Here is a 16,522-nt window from a genome sequence, read left to right as displayed (position 1 = left end):
CGCACACTAAGCATATCAGCCCATCATCCGTGACGGGCTGCGCAAGGTTTTAGTTCACGGCACAGAAACTCTGCGCCTCAGCACGGACATTTCCCCATCTTCCCGCCTTCGCTGGGAAATCTTGCCTCAAGACAGCGGCGGTGAAACTCCCGCTCGGACATCGGCTCGTTATCCGGGTGTCGCACCTTCATATGCTGCACATAATTCTGGTAATCCTGCACGCCGACCATCAGCCGGAAACTCTGCGCAGTGCGCCGGATAGCCAGCTTCAGCCAGCCGGAAACGTTGTGCGGCTTTGGCTCGACGATAAACAGCGGCTGGCAGCTGATGATGCGAAACGACGCCGGTCGCGGTGTTTTAAACAATGCGCGTGACTCAGACATGGCGCACCTCGCCAACCGGGCGGCCTTCACGGCGCAGCACCACGGCTGTTTCATGTACCGTCGGCGTGGCGGATTTCAGTGCGCGGCGGATAACAAAGAACGACGACACCAGCATCGTCACCGCCACCAGCATAAAGAAGCCACACAGCACGGCGTTGATCTGATTATTCAGCACGATGGTATGCATATCAGCCAGCGTTTTGGCCGGTTTGATGATTTCACCACTGTCGATCCCGGCAGAGAATTTCTTCGCCTGCGCCAGGAATCCAATCGACGGTTTTTCGTGGAAAATCTTCTGCCAGCCTGCGGTCATCGAGGTGATGAACAGCCAGATGGTCGGCAAAATAGTCACCCAGGCATAACGCTGTTTTTTCATTTTGAACAGCACTACGGTGCCGAGGATCAGCGCCATCGAGGCCAGCATCTGATTGCCGATACCGAACAGCGGCCACAGAGTATTGATGCCCCCTAACGGATCGACCACGCCCTGATACACGAAGAAACCCCAGCCCGCGACCGCGACGGTAGTACCGGCGAACGTGCCGATCCACGAACGGTTATTGGCTAAAGAAGGGACGGCAACGCCCACCAGATCCTGCACCATAAAACGGCAGGCGCGGGTACCGGCATCCACGGCGGTCAGGATGAACAAGGCTTCGAACAGGATCGCAAAGTGATACCAGAAGGCCATCATCGCGCGGCTGTTAAATACCTCAGTAATGATGTGCGCCATGCCGACGGCGAAGGTCGGTGCGCCACCGGCGCGGGACAGGATTGACTGCTCGCCGACGTCTTTGGCAATTTGCGTCAGAATGTCCGGCGTGATGACAAAGCCCCAGCCGTTAATCACCTGCGAGGCACTTTCCACCGTGGTGCCAATCAGCGCCGCCGGTGAGTTCATCGCAAAATAGACGCCAGGGTCGATCACTGACGCACAAATTAGCGCCATGATCGCCACAAACGATTCCATCAGCATCGCGCCGTAGCCGATAAAGCGGATGTGACTTTCGCGCTCCACCAGTTTCGGCGTGGTGCCGCTGGAAACCAGCGCGTGGAAACCTGAAATCGACCCGCAGGCGATGGTGATAAACAGGAATGGGAACAGGCTGCCGGAGAATACCGGGCCGCTGCCGTCAATAAAACGCGATACGGCGGGCATTTTCATTTCCGGCATGGCGAAGACGATACCGACCGCCAGCCCGGCAATCACCCCGATTTTCAGAAACGTAGAAAGGTAATCGCGCGGTGCCAGCAGCAGCCAGACCGGCAATACCGAGGCAATAAAGCCATAAATTACCAGCACCCAGGTCAGCGTGGTGCCGTGCAGGGTAAAGAACGGCCCCCAGTACGGGTCCGCCGCCACGTTGCCGCCGTAAATAATCGCGAGCATCATCAGCACAAAGCCAATCACCGACACTTCAGCAATTTTCCCCGGACGCAGAAAGCGCATATAGATGCCCATAAACAGGGCAATCGGAATGGTCGCGGCAATGGTGAACAGCCCCCACGGACTGTCGGCCAGCGCTTTGACCACCACCAGCGCCAGCGCCGACAGAATAATGATCATCACGCCCAGCGCCCCAAGCATGGTGATGACGCCTGCGAAATTACCCAGCTCCTGCTTCGCCATTTCCCCGAGAGAACGGCCATCGCGGCGGGTAGAGATAAACAGGATCAGGAAATCCTGCACCGCACCGGCCAGCATGACGCCGACTAAAATCCAGATGGTGCCCGGCAAAAAGCCCATTTGCGCGGCGAGGATCGGGCCGACCAGCGGGCCTGCTCCGGCAATCGCCGCAAAGTGGTGGCCGAACAGCACCCATTTATTGGTCGGCACATAATCCAGCCCGTCGTTGTGACGCTCGGCGGGGGTCATGCGTTTATCGTCGAGTTCAAACACTTTTTCGGCGATAAACAGACTGTAAAAACGGTAGGCAATGCTGTAACAGGCAATGGCGGCAACCACCAGCCAGAGCGCGTTGACGTGTTCGCCACGACTTAACGCCAGCATGCAAAAAGCAAAGGCTCCGATGAACGCCACCACCAGCCAGGTTATCCCGGACTTGACGCTTTTCATGATTACAACTCCTTGTGAGTGGTCCTTTGTCGTGCTGGCCACTTTTTTTGTGAGAGTGTGAGGTAGGGAGGTAAGGGTCGGCGCGCCAGCGGCACGTTGCGACTATGTTAAATTACTGGTCAAAAATAATGTTTTTGAACAGAAAAGTTTGAAGTTAAAAGCGGAAGTGTGATGCGGTTTACGCTTTGCGCAGAGAGTACTGGTCGGATGACAATAAAGTTGTGGCGGGGCAGGAAAAAACCAAAAAAAAACCGGCCTCGAAGGCCGGTTTATTTCTGTCAGGTCGGGGATTATTCTGCAGCAGCAGGTTTTTCCTGGCCTGGTTTGTGGTCACGCATCTGTTCCATTTTGGCAGAGCGTTTCTGGTAGTTCTCGTTGAACTGTTTTTTCTGCTCAGGTGTCAGCAGGTTATACATTTTGTTCTCTGCACGGGCACGGTCGAGCATACGGTCAGACTGTGCTTTGGTGATGGTATCAATCTGCGATTTCACTTTAGCTTCGTCGAAGCTGTCGGTCGCCACCAGGCTGTGCATCTGATCCATCTGCGCTTTCATGGCGGCACGGTCAGGGCGTGCGCCGCTGTCTTTCATGATGTCTTTCATCTGAGTTTTTTGCTGCTCAGTCAGGTTCAGGCCGGCAAACGGGTTCATGTGTTGCGGGCCTTTATGATGCAGCATTTTGCCGTGAGCAGCATCAGGTGCAGGAGGTGCAGTCGTCTCAGCAGCAAACGCGAAAGAAGCAGAGCTCAGAGCCAGGGTTGAAGCCACAATCATTGCGGTAAGTTTACGCATAATAAAATTCCTTATTGAAGATTCAGGCACGTTGCCCGTTTTGTTTCGACGAAAGCAAGTCTACTGAATCCAATGAATAGTAATGCGAGGTAGATGTAAAATTCTGAAAGTCGGAGAGACACATTTCGCGCAATCATGGAGAAAATGTTTAGAAAGCGTAAGGTTAGGCGAACAGACGTGAATGGCGGTTCGGATAAATCCGAGTCATGCGAAGGATTCAAACATTAACATGATGAATGATTTGCCGCTATAGCCCGCGTGTAAAGAATGTTTGAAGTTTACTCACGGTTTACTTGGCGATGAACAGGCGAAAACAGGCATAATAGTTTTCATTTCGTTAACACCGCCTGTAACAGTGATCCGCATTATGACTGAATCCCGCTATGCCCAGCTGGCGCGCACGCTGCGCAAACAAATTGACACCCAGGTCTGGCTGCCCGGCGATCGCCTGCCTTCATTGCGCGATACCTGCAAGCAGTCTGGCCTGAGCCTGATGACGGTATTGCAGGCTTACCAGCTGCTGGAAAGTCAGGGAGTGATCGTCGCGCGGCCTCAGTCCGGTTACTACGTGGCTGCCGGATTGCAGCGTCCGGTGCGCCATCAGCCGGACGAGCGTCTGCACGCCGCCGAGCAGGTGGACGTCAACGATGCCATTTTTGATATTCTCAAAGCCGGACAAGATCCTGGCGTGGTGCCGCTTGGCTCGGCGTTCCCGGATCCGACGTTATTTCCCCAGCCGCGTTTGGCGCGATCGCTTGCCAGCGCCGTGCGCCGGATGTCCCCTCACAGCGCCACTGCCAACCTGCCGCCGGGTAACGAAGAGTTGCGCCGCAGCATTGCCCAGCGTTATGCGCAAAACGGTATCGAAGTCGCGCCGGATGAAATCGTCATTACGTCTGGCGCGATGGAGTCGCTCGGGCTGAGTTTGCAGATGGTGACCGAGCCGGGAGACTGGGTGGCGATTGAATCTCCGGCTTTTTATGGCGTGTTGCAGGCCATTGAGCGGCGCAAACTCAAAGCGGTCGCCATTCCGACTGACGTGCGGTACGGCATGGATCCCGATGCATTGGAAAAAGCGCTGGAAACCTACCCGATCAAAGCCTGCTGGCTGATGTCCAGCTATCAGAATCCGCTCGGCTGTACCTTGCCGCCGGAAAACAAAGCCCGGCTGGTGGAAATTTTGCAGGCGCACCAGGTCGCCATTATTGAAGATGACGTTTACAGCGAACTCTATTTCGGCAGTGAACGCGCGGTGCCGCTGAAGGCCTCGTCCTACCGCAGCGAGATCCTGCACTGTTCGTCATTTTCTAAATGTCTGGCACCGGGTTTTCGCGTCGGCTGGGTGGCGGCGGGGGCATACGCCGAGCGCATCCAGCGGTTACAGCTGATGAGCACTTTATCGGCCAGCGTGCCGGTGCAGCTGGCGCTGGCCGATTATTTACAGCAGGGAGGTTATGACACCCATCTGCGCCGTCTTCGCCGCGTACTCGAGCAGCGGCAAATGGCGATGTATCACGCCATTCTCGCCGAATTCCCCGCACAGGTTTCTGTCAGCCAGCCAAAGGGCGGCTATTTTTTATGGCTGGATCTGGGGGAAAACGTCGATGCGGCGCGGGTCTATCAGCTGGCGCTGGCAAAAGGCGTCAGTGTGGCGCCCGGCAGCATGTTTTCTGCCGATCAGCGTTTCAGCCACTGCATCCGTATCAACACGTCTTTCGAATGGGCTCCGCACACCGCGCGCGCCATCTCGATTCTGGCGGCGCTGGTGGCGGAGGAGATTAAGCAGTGAAAAGCGCGTTGTCAGACATCCTGTTCCCGCAGCGTCTTACCGACGTTTCCGCCCGGATGCACTTTCAGTAAACGTTGCTGGTCAAAGCCGTTGCGCAGCATGATGTTGCCGCACAGCGCGTCGAACACCGCCAGCACCAGCACGATAGAGGTGGTGGCGAGCATATTCAGCGGATCGATTTCCCGCTGGATATGGGTTTTCACCACCAGCGTGGCGGCACGGGCAATGGCTGAATCCAGATTCTCGGTCACGCTGACGATCGCCACACCTTTGGCTTTCAGCGTCGGCAGCAGGCGCGTCAGCTCTTCGGAGTTTCCGCCGCGCGAAATCAGGATCATCAGGTCATCACTGCGCATAAAACCTAAGTCGCCGTGCGCGGCATCGGTGGCACTGAGGTACACCGCCGGTTGTTCAACGCACGCCAGCATATGGGCGATTTTGCGCGCCGCAATCCCCGATGTGCCCACGCCGGTCACCGCTATTTTGCCCTTACAACCGGTCACCAGCGTCAGCAACTGCTGCCAGATATCGGCATCGAGATGGTGCTGCAATGCCAGTAATTCCTGGCTGTAGGTCTGCCAGCCCTGACACGCCAGAGCAAATTCTTCCTCTGCATTCATTCGGTTTCCCCCTGCATCAGGCGGCGGTACTTCATGCTGTCGTGGTACATCTCATGGAATACGCGGTATTTGCGATCGTAATACTCTTTGATTTTGTTGGTTTGCGGCGTGACGGTTTTGCCGATGCGGCTCATGGCGGCCATGGCTTCCGGCAGCGAGTCATACGCGCCCGCCGCGACGGTGCCCATCATGGCGCTGCCGAGCAACATCGCTTCGCTTTCTTCCGGCAATAACATCGCGCAGCCGGTGGCGTTGGAATGCTCCTGCACAAACACCGGGTTTTTGGTGCCGCCGCCGCTTGCCATCATGGTATCGATGCGGTAACCGCTCTGATTCATGGTTTCGATAATGTGACGGGTGCCGAGCGCCAGCGCCTGAATGGTCGCCAGATAATGCAGTGCCATATCTTCCGGCGTACGCGAGAGTTTCAGGCCGGTCAGCGTACCGGTCAGCGTCGGGTTGGCGCGCGGTGAACGGTTGCCGTGGAAGTAGGGCAGCATATGAATGTCTTTAGTCAGGAAGGCAATGTCTTCCGGTTCGCCTGCCATTTTGCGCAGGATAGCGTTAAGCACTTCGTAAATGGTTTTGCCGCTGTCTTTGCCCTGTTTCAGCAGATCCTGATAGCACGGGTGCGACTGAATGACGTGATCGATCAGCGCGCCGGTGGTGGATTGCCCGCCTTCGTTCAGCCAGTAATCCGGCAAAATCGCCGAGTAATACGGACCCCAGATGCCGCCGATATAGCGCGCACTGCGCGACATCGCCATGTGTGCCGTCGAGGTGCCGCCGATCAGCGCGATGCGGTTGTCGAAATCTGCCGATTCGCCGGATGCGCCGCTGGCGCCGAGAATGCCAAGACTGCCTGCGTGCGCATCAATGATCGAGACGCTGACCGCCGTGCCAGCCATCAGGCCCATTTCGGCGGCGGCGCGCTGGGTCAGACCATGCCCCAGCGGTTCGCCCATGGTTTTCACTTCGCTGCCGATTTTCGCTGCATTATTTTCCAGCAAATCTTCCAGCCCGATCTGGCGGAAATAGCTCGGATCCCAGCGGTCTTCGTGGCCGATGTAGGTCCATTTGCAGACGGTGGAACACAGGGAGCGCGTGGCGTCCTGCGTGGCGCGCCAGGTCAGGAAATCCGGTAAATCGAACAGGTGCCCGACGTTGTTCCAGGTGGTGGGCATATGCTGTTTCAGCCACAGCAGTTTTGGCGTCTGCATTTCCGGTGAAATAATCCCGCCGACGAATTCCAGCACGCGGTGGCCGGTGGCGTTGATGCGCTCCGCCTGCGTAATGGCGCGGTGATCCATCCACACAATGATGTTCTGCTCGCTGCGCCCGGACGGGCTGACGGTCAGCGGTTTGCCTTCTTTATCCAGCACCACCAGCGAACAGGTGGCGTCGAAACCGATACCTTTCACCTGAATCGGGTTGATGTCGGCCTGATTCACCGCGTCTTTCACGGCGTTACAGACGGACTGCCAGATCTCATCGGAAGATTGCTCGACGAAATCGGCTTTCGGGCGGTACAACGTGATCTCACGGCTGGCCTGGCCGACCATGCGGCCGGTCATGTCGAAGACGCCCGCGCGGGCGCTGCCGGTTCCTACGTCTACTCCAATAAAATAACTCGCCATGTTCTTTCCCTTCGGTAAAAAGCTTTCGCTTAAGATTTTCTGTTTTGCAGTGCGATAAACAGGATCAGGACGCCGCCCCACAGGGCCATCGTCAGGTAACTGCTGACGCCCATCAGGTTGAGGCCGCTTTCCAGCATTTGCAGGACGATCAGCGCCAGCACCAGCCCGATGACCCGGCCAAAGCCGCCGTCGGGGTTAATCCCGCCGAGCACGGAGGCCAGAATGGTCACCAGTAAATAGGAGTCGCCGTAGCCTGCTTTCGCCGAGTTAAATTTGGACATCATCAGCAGTGCCGCGCCCCAGCCGAGCAGGGCGGAAAGCACGTACACCGCGATGGTCACTTTATGGGTGTTGACGCCGCTAAAGCGTGTGGCCTGTTCGTTGGAGCCCATCAGATACAGGCTGCGGCCAAGGGTGGTGTGTTCGAGCAACACCCATAACAGCAGCGCCACCAGCAGGAACAACAGCAGGGCGACCGGAATGCCCAGCAGGCTGCCGTTGCTCAGATATTGGATGGCCGCCGGGAAGCCGGAAATCACCGCACCGCTGGTCAGCAGGATATTCAGCCCGGCAATCAGCGTCATGGTGCCGAGCGTCGCCAGAATCGGCGAGACACCCACGTAGGCGATCAGCGCGCCGTTAAGCACACCGATAGCCACCGCCACGCCCAGACCGGCGAGCATCGCCAGCGCGAAATATTCCGGCTGATTCGGGTGCGCCACCATAATGGCCGCCATGGCCAGCGAGCAGGCATTCGCACCGGCAATCACCGAAAGGTTGATGCCGCCGGTAAGCATGGTGATGCCCATCCCCAGCGCCAGCATGCCCAGAATGGGCAACTGCGAAGAGATCGACTGGAAATTGCCGACGCTGTAAAAACTGCCGCCCAGCGTGAAGGAGAACAACACGGCCACGGCAACGATGATCAGCAACTGCAAACGGATGATGCGGTCGCCGGGGAAAAATCGGGTTAAGGTCGTCATGTCACATCCCCTTTGCCAGTTTGCGTTTTTCATTCCACGCCGTGCTGCTGATGCTGATCAGAATGATCAGGCCGCTGAACACCTGATGCCAGTAAGACGAGATACTCAGCAACGTCAGGCCGTTTTGCAGGAAGGCCAGCAGCATGACACCCAGAATGGTGCCGGTGAGCGAACCGCGCCCGCCGGTCATGCTGGTGCCGCCTAACACCACCGCCGCCAGCACCGTCAGTTCATAGCCGAGCAGGGAATTCGGTGCGACGGACTGAGTGATTTGCGCCTGAACCACCGCAGCAATACCCGCCAGTAATCCCATAAAACCGTAGACGTAAAAATGCAGCCGCAGAATGTTCAGACCAAGGCGCGACGCGGCGTCTCGGTTGCTGCCCATGGCGTAAATCTGCCGTCCGACGCGGGTGCGGTTCATCAGCACACCGGTGGCGATAATCACTCCGAGCAGGCTGAGCAGTGGCAGCGTCAGGCCATAGTCGTAGCCGTCCGCGGCGGTAAAGGAGAACCAGTTGATGCCATTCATAAACCAGTCGGGGAAGCCGTACAGCCAGGTGCCGTTGGTCAGGTACACCAGCAATCCGTAGAACAGATTCAGCGTGGCGATGGTGATGATGATGGCCGGCACGCGCAGCCAGTACACCAGAAAACCATTGACCAGCCCGAGCAGCAAACCGGTGCCCATCGACATGGCAAACGCCAGCGGAAAACTGCCGCCGTGATGGAGGATGTAACTCGCCATCACGTACTGACCGATGGACGTCACCGCCGGGAAGGAGATGTCGATGCCCCCGGCAATCAGCACCACAAACAGGCCGCAGGCCAGAATGCCAAGAATGGCGTAACTGGTGGCAACGTCGGTCAGGTTGCCGAGCGTCATAAATTCACTGGTGCTGAGGCTCAGGCCGATGACCAGCAGCAGGACCAGTAATCCCAGCCAGAATTCGTGCCGGGAGAACAGTTTCGACAGTGCGTTGTTATCCATTGATCGCCTCCGCAATCTGCGCTTCGCTGCTCTGGTGCGGGGCGAATTCCGCCACCAGTTCGCCTTTACGCATTACCAGCACCCGGTGACTGTTGTAATAAGCTTCCGGAATTTCATCGCAAATCATCAGTACCGCCATGCCGGATTCCGCCAGGTCACGGGCAATACGGTAAATGCCTTCTTTATTGGCGATATCCACGCCGACGGTCGGCGAATCGAGGATCAGAATATGCGGCTGCGTCGCCACCCATTTGGCGATGGCGATACGCTGCGCATTGCCGCCGGAAAGCGTTTTCACCGGCAGGCCGCTGTCGGAGACTTTGATGTTCAGGTCACGAATCAGGTCTTTCACCACTGACGCCGCTTTGCGGTGATCCATCAGCCCGGTGGCGGTGTGCAGCTTGTCGAAAATCGACACCAGTGTGTTGTCGTAAATGGATTGCTCCATGATCAGCCCCTGCGTAAGACGGTCTTCCGAAACGTAAGCGATACCGTGACGGATGGCGTCGCGGTTGCTGTGAAATTTCACCGCCTTGCCGTTAACGCGGATTTCGCCGCTGTCCGGCTGGCTCATGCCGAATAAGCTCATACAGAGTTCAGTACGCCCTGAACCCAGCAGGCCGATAATCGAGGTGATTTCGCCCTGGCGAAGCGACAGCGAAATATCCTGATACTGGCCTTTGCGGCTCAGGTGGCTGACTTCCAGCAGCGGCGTGACGTTGGCCGGTGCGCGGTGCGGCAGATGACTGTAGGTAAAACGCTGTCCGGTCATCAGGAACGCCAGCTCATTGCTGTCGAGTTCGCTGGCCGGATAGGTGCCCACCAGTTTGCCGTCGCGCATCACGCTGATGCGGTCGGCGACTTCCATCACTTCATCAAGGCGGTGGCTGACGAACACCACGCAGATGCCCGCGGCCTTCAGCTCATTCACCACCCGCAGCAGGCCGTTCACTTCGGTGCGGGTCAGCGACGCGGTGGGTTCATCCATGATCACCAGGCTGGCGTCAGCAGCGATTGCGCGGCATATTGCCACTAACTGACGGTCGGCGATCGACAGCTTTTCGACTTTACGATCCGGATCCAGAGAAATTCCGACCCGTTGCATAGCGGCCACAGCTTTTTTGCGCATTGCCTCGCGATGTACCCAAAAATCGCCGCCCGGTAAATAACGGTGGATGGCAATATTTTCGGCAACCGATAAATTCGGAAATAAAGAGAGATCCTGATAAATAACCTGAATGCCGTAATAAGAAGAAAGTTGCGGCGTCAGGCTATGAAAAAGTTTTCCATCGAGCGTAATTGCCGCGCCTTTTTCCGGCTGATAGACGCCGGAAATGACTTTAATGATGGTGCTTTTACCGCAGCCATTCTGACCGGCGAGACAGTGCACTTCGCCTTTATTCAGCGTCAGGCTGACATTATCCAGCGCTAAAACGCCGGGGAATTTTTTACTGATTTTTTCGAGGCTGATAAAAGCCTCAGCAGGGGCAGGGGACGTGCGCGAACTGGACGACGGAGTGAGAGTGTTCATCACATTATCCTTACAACGTTCTATTTAGAATAAGTATTCAATGTCTGATTAGAAATTCAGATACGGCACAGCACACAACGCCGTATCTGTTTCTATTTGCCTGGTGTGGCGCTGGAGATAAATATGTCTCCGGTAAATTAAAGAATTAAAAAGCTACATCAGAAGCCGAGTGATTTTGCATTCTCTGGAGTGACTTCCAGAATTTTATTAAAGCGGATCACGTGTTTATCCATATCCACATCCGCTTTGCCCAGCCCTTCGATGCTCAGGTCTTTGGTCACTTCTTTACCCTGTAACAACTGGTCGGCGACGGTCACTAAGGCGTAACCGGCATCTTTCGGATCCCACAACAGCACTTTCTTGATATCACCGCGCATCAGGTATGGCGCAGCCTGAGCGGGCATGGCGATACCCACTACCGCGAGTTTGTTTTTCGCACGTTTCTGCTGAACGGCCTGACCGGCACCGATCGGGCCGAGCGAACCGAAACCGATAATCCCTTTCAGATCAGGGTAGGTTTTCATGAGGTCCAGCGTTGTGGAGTAAGACTTATCGATGTTTTCGGCCACCGGCAGGCGTGAGGTGACTTCATGCATATCGGGGTATTTTTCTTTCTGATATTTAATGGCGGCGTCTGCCCAGGCGTTATGCAATGGCACGGTCAGGGAACCGACATAAATGGCGTATCCGCCTTTGCCGCCCATGTCTTTCGCCAGCTCATCCATATTGGCTTCGGCATATTTCTGGCTGTCGATGGTTTCGATATCCCACTGACCAATTTGCTGATCCGGCGATTCATGAGTTAACACCACGATGCCCTGATCGCGGGCTTTTTTCAGCACCGGCTCCAGCACTTTGGCGTCGTTGGGCACCACGATAATGGCGTCCACTTTTTTGGCGATCAGATCTTCAATCACTTTAACCTGCTGTGCCGGATCAGGCGTTGAACCGCCAACCTGATAGGCATTCACATTCAGTTTTTGCGCGGCTTCTTTTACGCCGACTTCCATGCGGGTGAACCAGGGAATGCCGGTGACTTTGGCGACCACGGCGATGTCGTAAGGCTTGGCGGCGAATGTCGGTGTCGTGAATAACATGCATGCTGAAACCACACATGCATTGACTAATGCGAGGTTAAATTTCATGTCTGTACCTTTCTTATGATGTTCTGTTCTGGTGTAGGGAACGGGCAGTGGTTATTTATTCCACACTCAGAGATTAACTTAACGGGAAAGCCGTTTTCTCTCGCTCGTAAACAGAATGTGATCAAAGTCCTTAATTGTTAAATCAAATGACTTTATATGTAAAATATTGGTTAATTAAATCTATCACCAGGTTCATGCGGGCGCGCTATGGCAGGTGTTACCGATAACAATTAAACAAAAAGTAATCAATTAATTAACAAATTAAACACATATGAAGCACCTCACGGGGGCTTTTCAGAAAGGATGCGCCTGTGGTTTTTTTTATTTGCGCAGAGTGTGAACAGGGTCACGGCAGCGGATGCGCCAAAACCGTGCGCGCCTGCACCGTTTTCTGGCAATGCTCTGCGCGACAGCACAGGTGATACGCGCCGGATCACAATCCTGACGAAAACATTGCGCCAAACATCAAAATATTTCCCTGCATACTCATTCTTTGCCCCTCGTTGCTGCGAAAGGGGATTTTTTTGTTTATTCATTTTTTATGCATTTAAAGTGAATAACGGTCGCGTTTAAGTGATTGTTTTTTCTGGTGCTGATTCTTTTTATTCACTTTTATCCTTTGCTGGCACGAAGCCTGCACTCTATGATGTGACTGAGTGAGATTATTTATTAACTTTTAAATAACAAACCAATAACCAGAAATCCTGCCGGTATGGGGGGCGGGCTCCTGCACCCTGAATTCAGCCAGTCACTGGCCTTACATTAAGAGGTTTATATGGAACACCAACAGCAGCCACAAAACGTCAGCCGCCAGAACTTTGATGACTGGATGGTGCCGGTGTATGCCCCTGCCGCGTTTATTCCGGTGCGCGGCGAAGGATCCTGGCTGTGGGATCAGACGGGCAAAGATTATGTCGATTTTGCGGGCGGCATTGCCGTGAATGCGCTGGGTCATGCCCATCCGGAAATTCGTAAAACGCTGCTTGAGCAGGCGGATAAAGTCTGGCATCTGGGCAATGGCTATACCAACGAACCGGTATTGCGTCTGGCGAAACAGCTGATCGACGCCACCTTTGCCGACAAGGTGTTTTTCTGTAACTCGGGGGCGGAAGCCAACGAAGCGGCGCTCAAACTGGCGCGCCTTTATGGCAACAAAGCCGGCGGCGAAAAGAATGAAATCATCGCCTTCAAAAACGCGTTTCACGGGCGCACGTTGTTTACCGTCACCACCGGCGGTCAGCCGAAATACTCGGAAGATTTTGCGCCGTTGCCGCAGGCGATTACCCATCTGCCGTTCAACGATCTGGCCGCGGTCGCCAGCCAGATTTCCTCCCGTACCTGCGCGGTGATTGTCGAGCCGATCCAGGGCGAGGGCGGCGTGGTGCCCGCGCAGGCCGAATTCCTGCAAGGCCTGCGTGAGTTGTGTGACAGGCATCAGGCGGTGCTGATTTTTGATGAAGTGCAGACTGGCGTCGGGCGCACCGGCGAGCTGTATGCGTATCAGCATTACGGCGTGGTGCCGGACATTCTGACCAGCGCCAAAGCGCTGGGCGGCGGTTTCCCTATTGGCGCAATGTTGACCACCGACCGCTATGCCGTGCTGTTCCAGCCGGGCACGCACGGCACCACTTACGGCGGCAACCCGCTGGCCACGGCGGTGGCTGGTAAAGTGTTTGAGATGATCAATACGCCGGACGTGCTGGCAGGCGTGCACAAGCGCCATCAGTGGTTTGCCGATGGCCTGAAACGCATCAATGAGCAATATCAGGTATTCAGCGAAGTGCGCGGGCAGGGCCTGCTGATCGGCGCCGTGATGAGCGAGCGTTATCAGGATCAGGCCAAACAGCTGAACACGCTGGCCGCAGAAGAGGGGCTGATTGCGCTGATTGCCGGGCCGAATGTACTGCGTTTCGCGCCGTCCCTGATCATACCGGGGGCTGATATTGAAGAAGGGCTGAACCGCCTTGAGCGTGCCGTTGCGCGCCTGTGCGCGTGATTCTTTGGGATAAATGAGGTAGAGCATCATGATGTTGATTCGACCTGTGCGGCCCGGCGATCTCGCCGATATTCTGCAGTTGTCAGGCAAAACCGGCATCGGTTTAACGTCTTTGCCCAAGGATGAGGCGCAGTTGCGCGCGCGCATTGAGCGTTCAGTGGCGACCTGGGAAGGCCGTCTGGATAAACCCGATCAGGGCTATCTGTTTGTGCTCGAAGACACAGAACAGCCGAAAGTGGTGGGGGTAAGCGCCATCGAAGTGGCGGTGGGCCTGAGCGAGCCGTGGTACAACTTCCGCCTCGGCACGCTGGTGCACGCCTCCAAAAGTCTGAATATTTATAAACCGGTGCCGACGCTGTTTCTCAGCAACGATCACACCGGGTATACCGAGCTTTGCACGCTGTTTCTCGATCCCGATTACCGCAATGGCAAAAACGGTCAGCTGCTGGCGAAAGTCCGTTTTCTGTTTCTGGCCGCGTTTCGTGAATATTTCTCCCGCAAGGTGATCGCCGAAATGCGCGGTGTTTCAGACGACAGCGGCCATTCGCCGTTCTGGGACAGCGTCGGGCGGCACTTCTTCGGGATGGAATTCGCCGAAGCCGACCGCCTGACCGGCATGGGGCAGAAATCCTTTATCGCCGAGCTGATGCCCAAACATCCTTTATATACCGATCTGCTCAGCCACGAAGCCCGCGAAGTGATCGGCGAAGTGCATCCGCATACCGCCCCGGCGCGTGCGGTGCTGGAAGGCGAAGGGCTGAGTTATCAGGGCTATGTGGATATTTTCGATGCCGGCCCGACGCTGGAAGGTGAAATTGACCAGCTGCGCGCGGTGAAAGAGAGCCGCCTGTGGCCGGTTCGTCTGGCAGACCACCGGGACGGCGACGATGAGCCGCTGTATCTGGTAGCCAATGAGCAGTATCAGAACTTCCGGGCGCTGCTGATTGCGGGCGAAGAATCGCCGCAGTCCCTGACGCTCAGTTCAGCCGAAGCTGACATTCTCGGGCTGCGTGAGGGCGACATGATGCGCGCCGTGGCGCTGTTTCCCGGCAGCAACCTGAACGCTCCCACGCAACCTCTCAAAAAGGAAACTCTCGCATGATGCAACCCGCACTCTTTATTCAGGGCCAGTGGCGCAGCGGACAGGGCGCGCAGCTGAACAAAATCAATCCGGCGGACAATACCCTGCTGTGGTCGGCGCTGAGCGCTGACGCGGAAGATGTTGATATGGCCTGCCGGGCTGCCCGCACGGCATTTCCCGCCTGGGCGCGCAAAACCGTGACAGAACGCGCGGAGGTTATTCAGCATTTTGCCGGTTTACTGACGGAGCATAAAACCCGGCTGGCGGAAATCATCAGCCAGGAAACCAGCAAACCGCGCTGGGAAACGCTGACCGAAATTCAGGCCATGATCGGCAAAGTGGCGATTTCGCTGGAAGCCAACCAGCAGCGTACCGGCGAAAAACATACCGCAATGCCGGACGGCGAAGCGGTGCTGCGCCACCGTCCGCACGGCGTACTGGCGGTGTTCGGCCCGTATAATTTCCCCGGCCATCTGCCGAACGGCCATATCGTTCCGGCATTGCTGGCGGGCAATACCGTAATTTTCAAACCGAGTGAACTGACGCCTAAAACGGCGGAAGAAACCGTGAAGTTATGGCAACAGGCCGGTTTACCCGACGGCGTGTTGAATCTGGTGCAGGGCGGGCGCAGCACCGGTGAAGCGCTGGCGGCCTGCGCAGATATCGACGGGTTGCTGTTTACCGGCAGCGCGGGAACCGGTTATCAGTTGCACCGTCAGCTGGCCGGTCAGCCTGAAAAGATTCTGGCGCTGGAAATGGGCGGTAATAACGCGCTGATCGTTGAGCCGGTGGAAGACATTGATGCGGCGGTTAACCTGACCATTCAGTCGGCGTTTATTTCTGCCGGGCAGCGCTGCACGTGTGCGCGTCGTCTGCTGGTGAAAGAGGGCGCGGCGGGCGATGCGTTTATCGCGCGCCTGCTGGAGGTGACCCTGCAGCTGCGCATTGGCGGCTGGAATGATGAGCCCCAGCCGTTTATGGGCGGGGTGATTTCTGACGCAGCCGCACGCAATATGCTGAAAGCGCAGGACGAATTACTGGCGCTGGGCGGCAAACCGCTGCTGCTGCTGACCCGCCCTGATCCTCTTAATACCGTGCTGACGCCAGGGATTATCGATCTGACCGGCGTGGCGGGGGTGCCTGATGAAGAATACTTCGGGCCGTTGCTGAGTATTCACCGCTACAGCGATTTTGACAGCGCCATTGCCCTGGCGAATCAGACCCGCTTCGGGCTGGCGACCGGATTAATCTCCGCCGGGCGCGATCGGTTTGAGCAGCTATTATTGGAAGCACGGGCGGGAATTGTGAACTGGAACAAACCGCTCACCGGCGCGTCGAGTAATGCGCCATTTGGCGGGATCGGCGCGTCGGGGAATCATCGTCCGAGCGCGTATTACGCAGCCGATTATTGCGCGTGGCCAATGGCCTCGCTGGAAACAGACACGCTGGAACTCCCCGCGACGCTGTCGCCGGGTATCGATTTCCGCACAACCTGAGG

The 16,522-nt window shown here is 56.3% G+C and carries 14 protein-coding genes; 4 read left to right on the top strand and 10 right to left on the bottom strand.

The features are described from left to right. Positions 1-77: 77 nt before the first annotated feature. From ABSH60_RS01915 to spy, 3 genes are all read right to left on the bottom strand, one after another. Positions 78-383 (bottom strand): YbdD/YjiX family protein, encoded by a 306-nt coding sequence (locus tag ABSH60_RS01915; protein WP_056769431.1) that lies wholly within the window; start codon positions 381-383, stop codon positions 78-80. Continuing rightward, positions 376-2,460: a carbon starvation CstA family protein gene (locus tag ABSH60_RS01910; RefSeq protein ID WP_217203958.1), complete on the bottom strand. Its 2,085-nt coding sequence runs from the start codon at positions 2,458-2,460 to the stop codon at positions 376-378. The genes ABSH60_RS01915 and ABSH60_RS01910 overlap by 8 nt, the downstream gene beginning before the upstream one ends. Before the next feature lie 290 nt (positions 2,461-2,750). Further along, positions 2,751-3,251, bottom strand: coding sequence for an ATP-independent periplasmic protein-refolding chaperone Spy (gene spy / locus ABSH60_RS01905; RefSeq protein WP_122094860.1), 501 nt, complete (start codon positions 3,249-3,251; stop codon positions 2,751-2,753). Between the two features lie 367 nt (positions 3,252-3,618). Between spy and ABSH60_RS01900 the strand changes: the two genes are divergently transcribed. Then, positions 3,619-5,040 (top strand): PLP-dependent aminotransferase family protein, encoded by a 1,422-nt coding sequence (locus ABSH60_RS01900; RefSeq protein WP_056769435.1) that lies wholly within the window; start codon positions 3,619-3,621, stop codon positions 5,038-5,040. Between the two features lie 11 nt (positions 5,041-5,051). On the opposite strand, the gene ABSH60_RS01895 is transcribed toward ABSH60_RS01900, so the two are convergent. The 7 genes from ABSH60_RS01895 to ABSH60_RS01865 all read right to left on the bottom strand — a co-directional run bounded on the left by ABSH60_RS01895 (position 5,052) and on the right by ABSH60_RS01865 (position 12,483). Then, complete coding sequence (locus ABSH60_RS01895; RefSeq protein WP_056769438.1) at positions 5,052-5,660, bottom strand: SIS domain-containing protein; 609 nt, start codon at positions 5,658-5,660, stop codon at positions 5,052-5,054. Beyond that, the gene (locus tag ABSH60_RS01890; RefSeq protein WP_183847509.1) at positions 5,657-7,297 is read right to left on the bottom strand and encodes an FGGY-family carbohydrate kinase; all 1,641 of its coding nucleotides are present in this window, start codon (positions 7,295-7,297) and stop codon (positions 5,657-5,659) included. The genes ABSH60_RS01895 and ABSH60_RS01890 overlap by 4 nt, the downstream gene beginning before the upstream one ends. 29 nt (positions 7,298-7,326) lie before the next feature. Beyond that, the gene (locus ABSH60_RS01885) at positions 7,327-8,280 is read right to left on the bottom strand and encodes an ABC transporter permease (RefSeq protein WP_122094864.1); all 954 of its coding nucleotides are present in this window, start codon (positions 8,278-8,280) and stop codon (positions 7,327-7,329) included. 1 nt (position 8,281) lies between these two features. Further along, a complete protein-coding gene (locus ABSH60_RS01880) occupies positions 8,282-9,271 on the bottom strand; it encodes an ABC transporter permease (RefSeq protein WP_056769443.1) in 990 nt (329 codons plus the stop codon). Next, positions 9,264-10,802, bottom strand: coding sequence for an ATP-binding cassette domain-containing protein (locus tag ABSH60_RS01875; RefSeq protein ID WP_390972462.1), 1,539 nt, complete (start codon positions 10,800-10,802; stop codon positions 9,264-9,266). Before ABSH60_RS01875 ends, ABSH60_RS01880 begins: the two co-directional genes overlap by 8 nt. Positions 10,803-10,960: 158 nt before the next feature. Further along, positions 10,961-11,947, bottom strand: coding sequence for an autoinducer 2 ABC transporter substrate-binding protein (locus ABSH60_RS01870; RefSeq protein WP_056769447.1), 987 nt, complete (start codon positions 11,945-11,947; stop codon positions 10,961-10,963). A 281-nt stretch (positions 11,948-12,228) separates the two neighbouring features. Beyond that, positions 12,229-12,483, bottom strand: coding sequence for a hypothetical protein (locus ABSH60_RS01865; RefSeq protein ID WP_390972460.1), 255 nt, complete (start codon positions 12,481-12,483; stop codon positions 12,229-12,231). A gap of 239 nt (positions 12,484-12,722) precedes the next feature. Here ABSH60_RS01865 and ABSH60_RS01860 point away from each other — a divergent pair, with 239 nt between their 5' ends. Genes ABSH60_RS01860 through astD form a run of 3 tightly spaced genes read left to right on the top strand, consistent with a single transcriptional unit; the run spans position 12,723 to position 16,520 of the window. After that, a complete protein-coding gene (locus ABSH60_RS01860; RefSeq protein WP_390972458.1) occupies positions 12,723-13,943 on the top strand; it encodes a bifunctional succinylornithine transaminase/acetylornithine transaminase in 1,221 nt (406 codons plus the stop codon). 28 nt (positions 13,944-13,971) lie between these two features. Then, positions 13,972-15,045: an arginine N-succinyltransferase gene (astA, locus tag ABSH60_RS01855; RefSeq protein ID WP_390972456.1), complete on the top strand. Its 1,074-nt coding sequence runs from the start codon at positions 13,972-13,974 to the stop codon at positions 15,043-15,045. Continuing rightward, on the top strand, positions 15,042-16,520 hold the full coding sequence (astD, locus tag ABSH60_RS01850; protein ID WP_390972454.1) for a succinylglutamate-semialdehyde dehydrogenase: 1,479 nt from the start codon (positions 15,042-15,044) through the stop codon (positions 16,518-16,520). The genes astA and astD overlap by 4 nt, the downstream gene beginning before the upstream one ends. Positions 16,521-16,522: the final 2 nt, after the last annotated feature.

Source organism: Rahnella sp. R3(2024), from assembly GCF_042920125.1.
In the GTDB taxonomy this organism is placed as follows: Bacteria; Pseudomonadota; Gammaproteobacteria; order Enterobacterales; family Enterobacteriaceae; genus Rahnella; species Rahnella rivi.
The sequence above is the reverse complement of the archived record's forward strand: the minus strand, read 5'-3'. Positions and strand labels throughout refer to the sequence as shown.

Excerpts from the sequence above, each read along its gene's own strand:
- ABSH60_RS01900 (WP_056769435.1), top strand. The coding sequence starts at position 3,619 with ATGACTGAATCCCGCTATGCCCAGCTGGCGCGCACGCTGCGCAAACAA.
- astD (WP_390972454.1), top strand. The coding sequence starts at position 15,042 with ATGATGCAACCCGCACTCTTTATTCAGGGCCAGTGGCGCAGCGGACAG.
- ABSH60_RS01895 (WP_056769438.1), bottom strand. The coding sequence starts at position 5,660 with ATGAATGCAGAGGAAGAATTTGCTCTGGCGTGTCAGGGCTGGCAGACC.
- ABSH60_RS01860 (WP_390972458.1), top strand. The coding sequence starts at position 12,723 with ATGGAACACCAACAGCAGCCACAAAACGTCAGCCGCCAGAACTTTGAT.
- ABSH60_RS01915 (WP_056769431.1), bottom strand. The coding sequence starts at position 383 with ATGTCTGAGTCACGCGCATTGTTTAAAACACCGCGACCGGCGTCGTTT.
- ABSH60_RS01870 (WP_056769447.1), bottom strand. The coding sequence starts at position 11,947 with ATGAAATTTAACCTCGCATTAGTCAATGCATGTGTGGTTTCAGCATGC.
- astA (WP_390972456.1), top strand. The coding sequence starts at position 13,972 with ATGATGTTGATTCGACCTGTGCGGCCCGGCGATCTCGCCGATATTCTG.
- ABSH60_RS01910 (WP_217203958.1), bottom strand. The coding sequence starts at position 2,460 with ATGAAAAGCGTCAAGTCCGGGATAACCTGGCTGGTGGTGGCGTTCATC.
- ABSH60_RS01885 (WP_122094864.1), bottom strand. The coding sequence starts at position 8,280 with ATGACGACCTTAACCCGATTTTTCCCCGGCGACCGCATCATCCGTTTG.
- ABSH60_RS01890 (WP_183847509.1), bottom strand. The coding sequence starts at position 7,297 with ATGGCGAGTTATTTTATTGGAGTAGACGTAGGAACCGGCAGCGCCCGC.
- ABSH60_RS01880 (WP_056769443.1), bottom strand. The coding sequence starts at position 9,271 with ATGGATAACAACGCACTGTCGAAACTGTTCTCCCGGCACGAATTCTGG.
- spy (WP_122094860.1), bottom strand. The coding sequence starts at position 3,251 with ATGCGTAAACTTACCGCAATGATTGTGGCTTCAACCCTGGCTCTGAGC.
- ABSH60_RS01875 (WP_390972462.1), bottom strand. The coding sequence starts at position 10,802 with ATGAACACTCTCACTCCGTCGTCCAGTTCGCGCACGTCCCCTGCCCCT.
- ABSH60_RS01865 (WP_390972460.1), bottom strand. The coding sequence starts at position 12,483 with ATGAATAAACAAAAAAATCCCCTTTCGCAGCAACGAGGGGCAAAGAAT.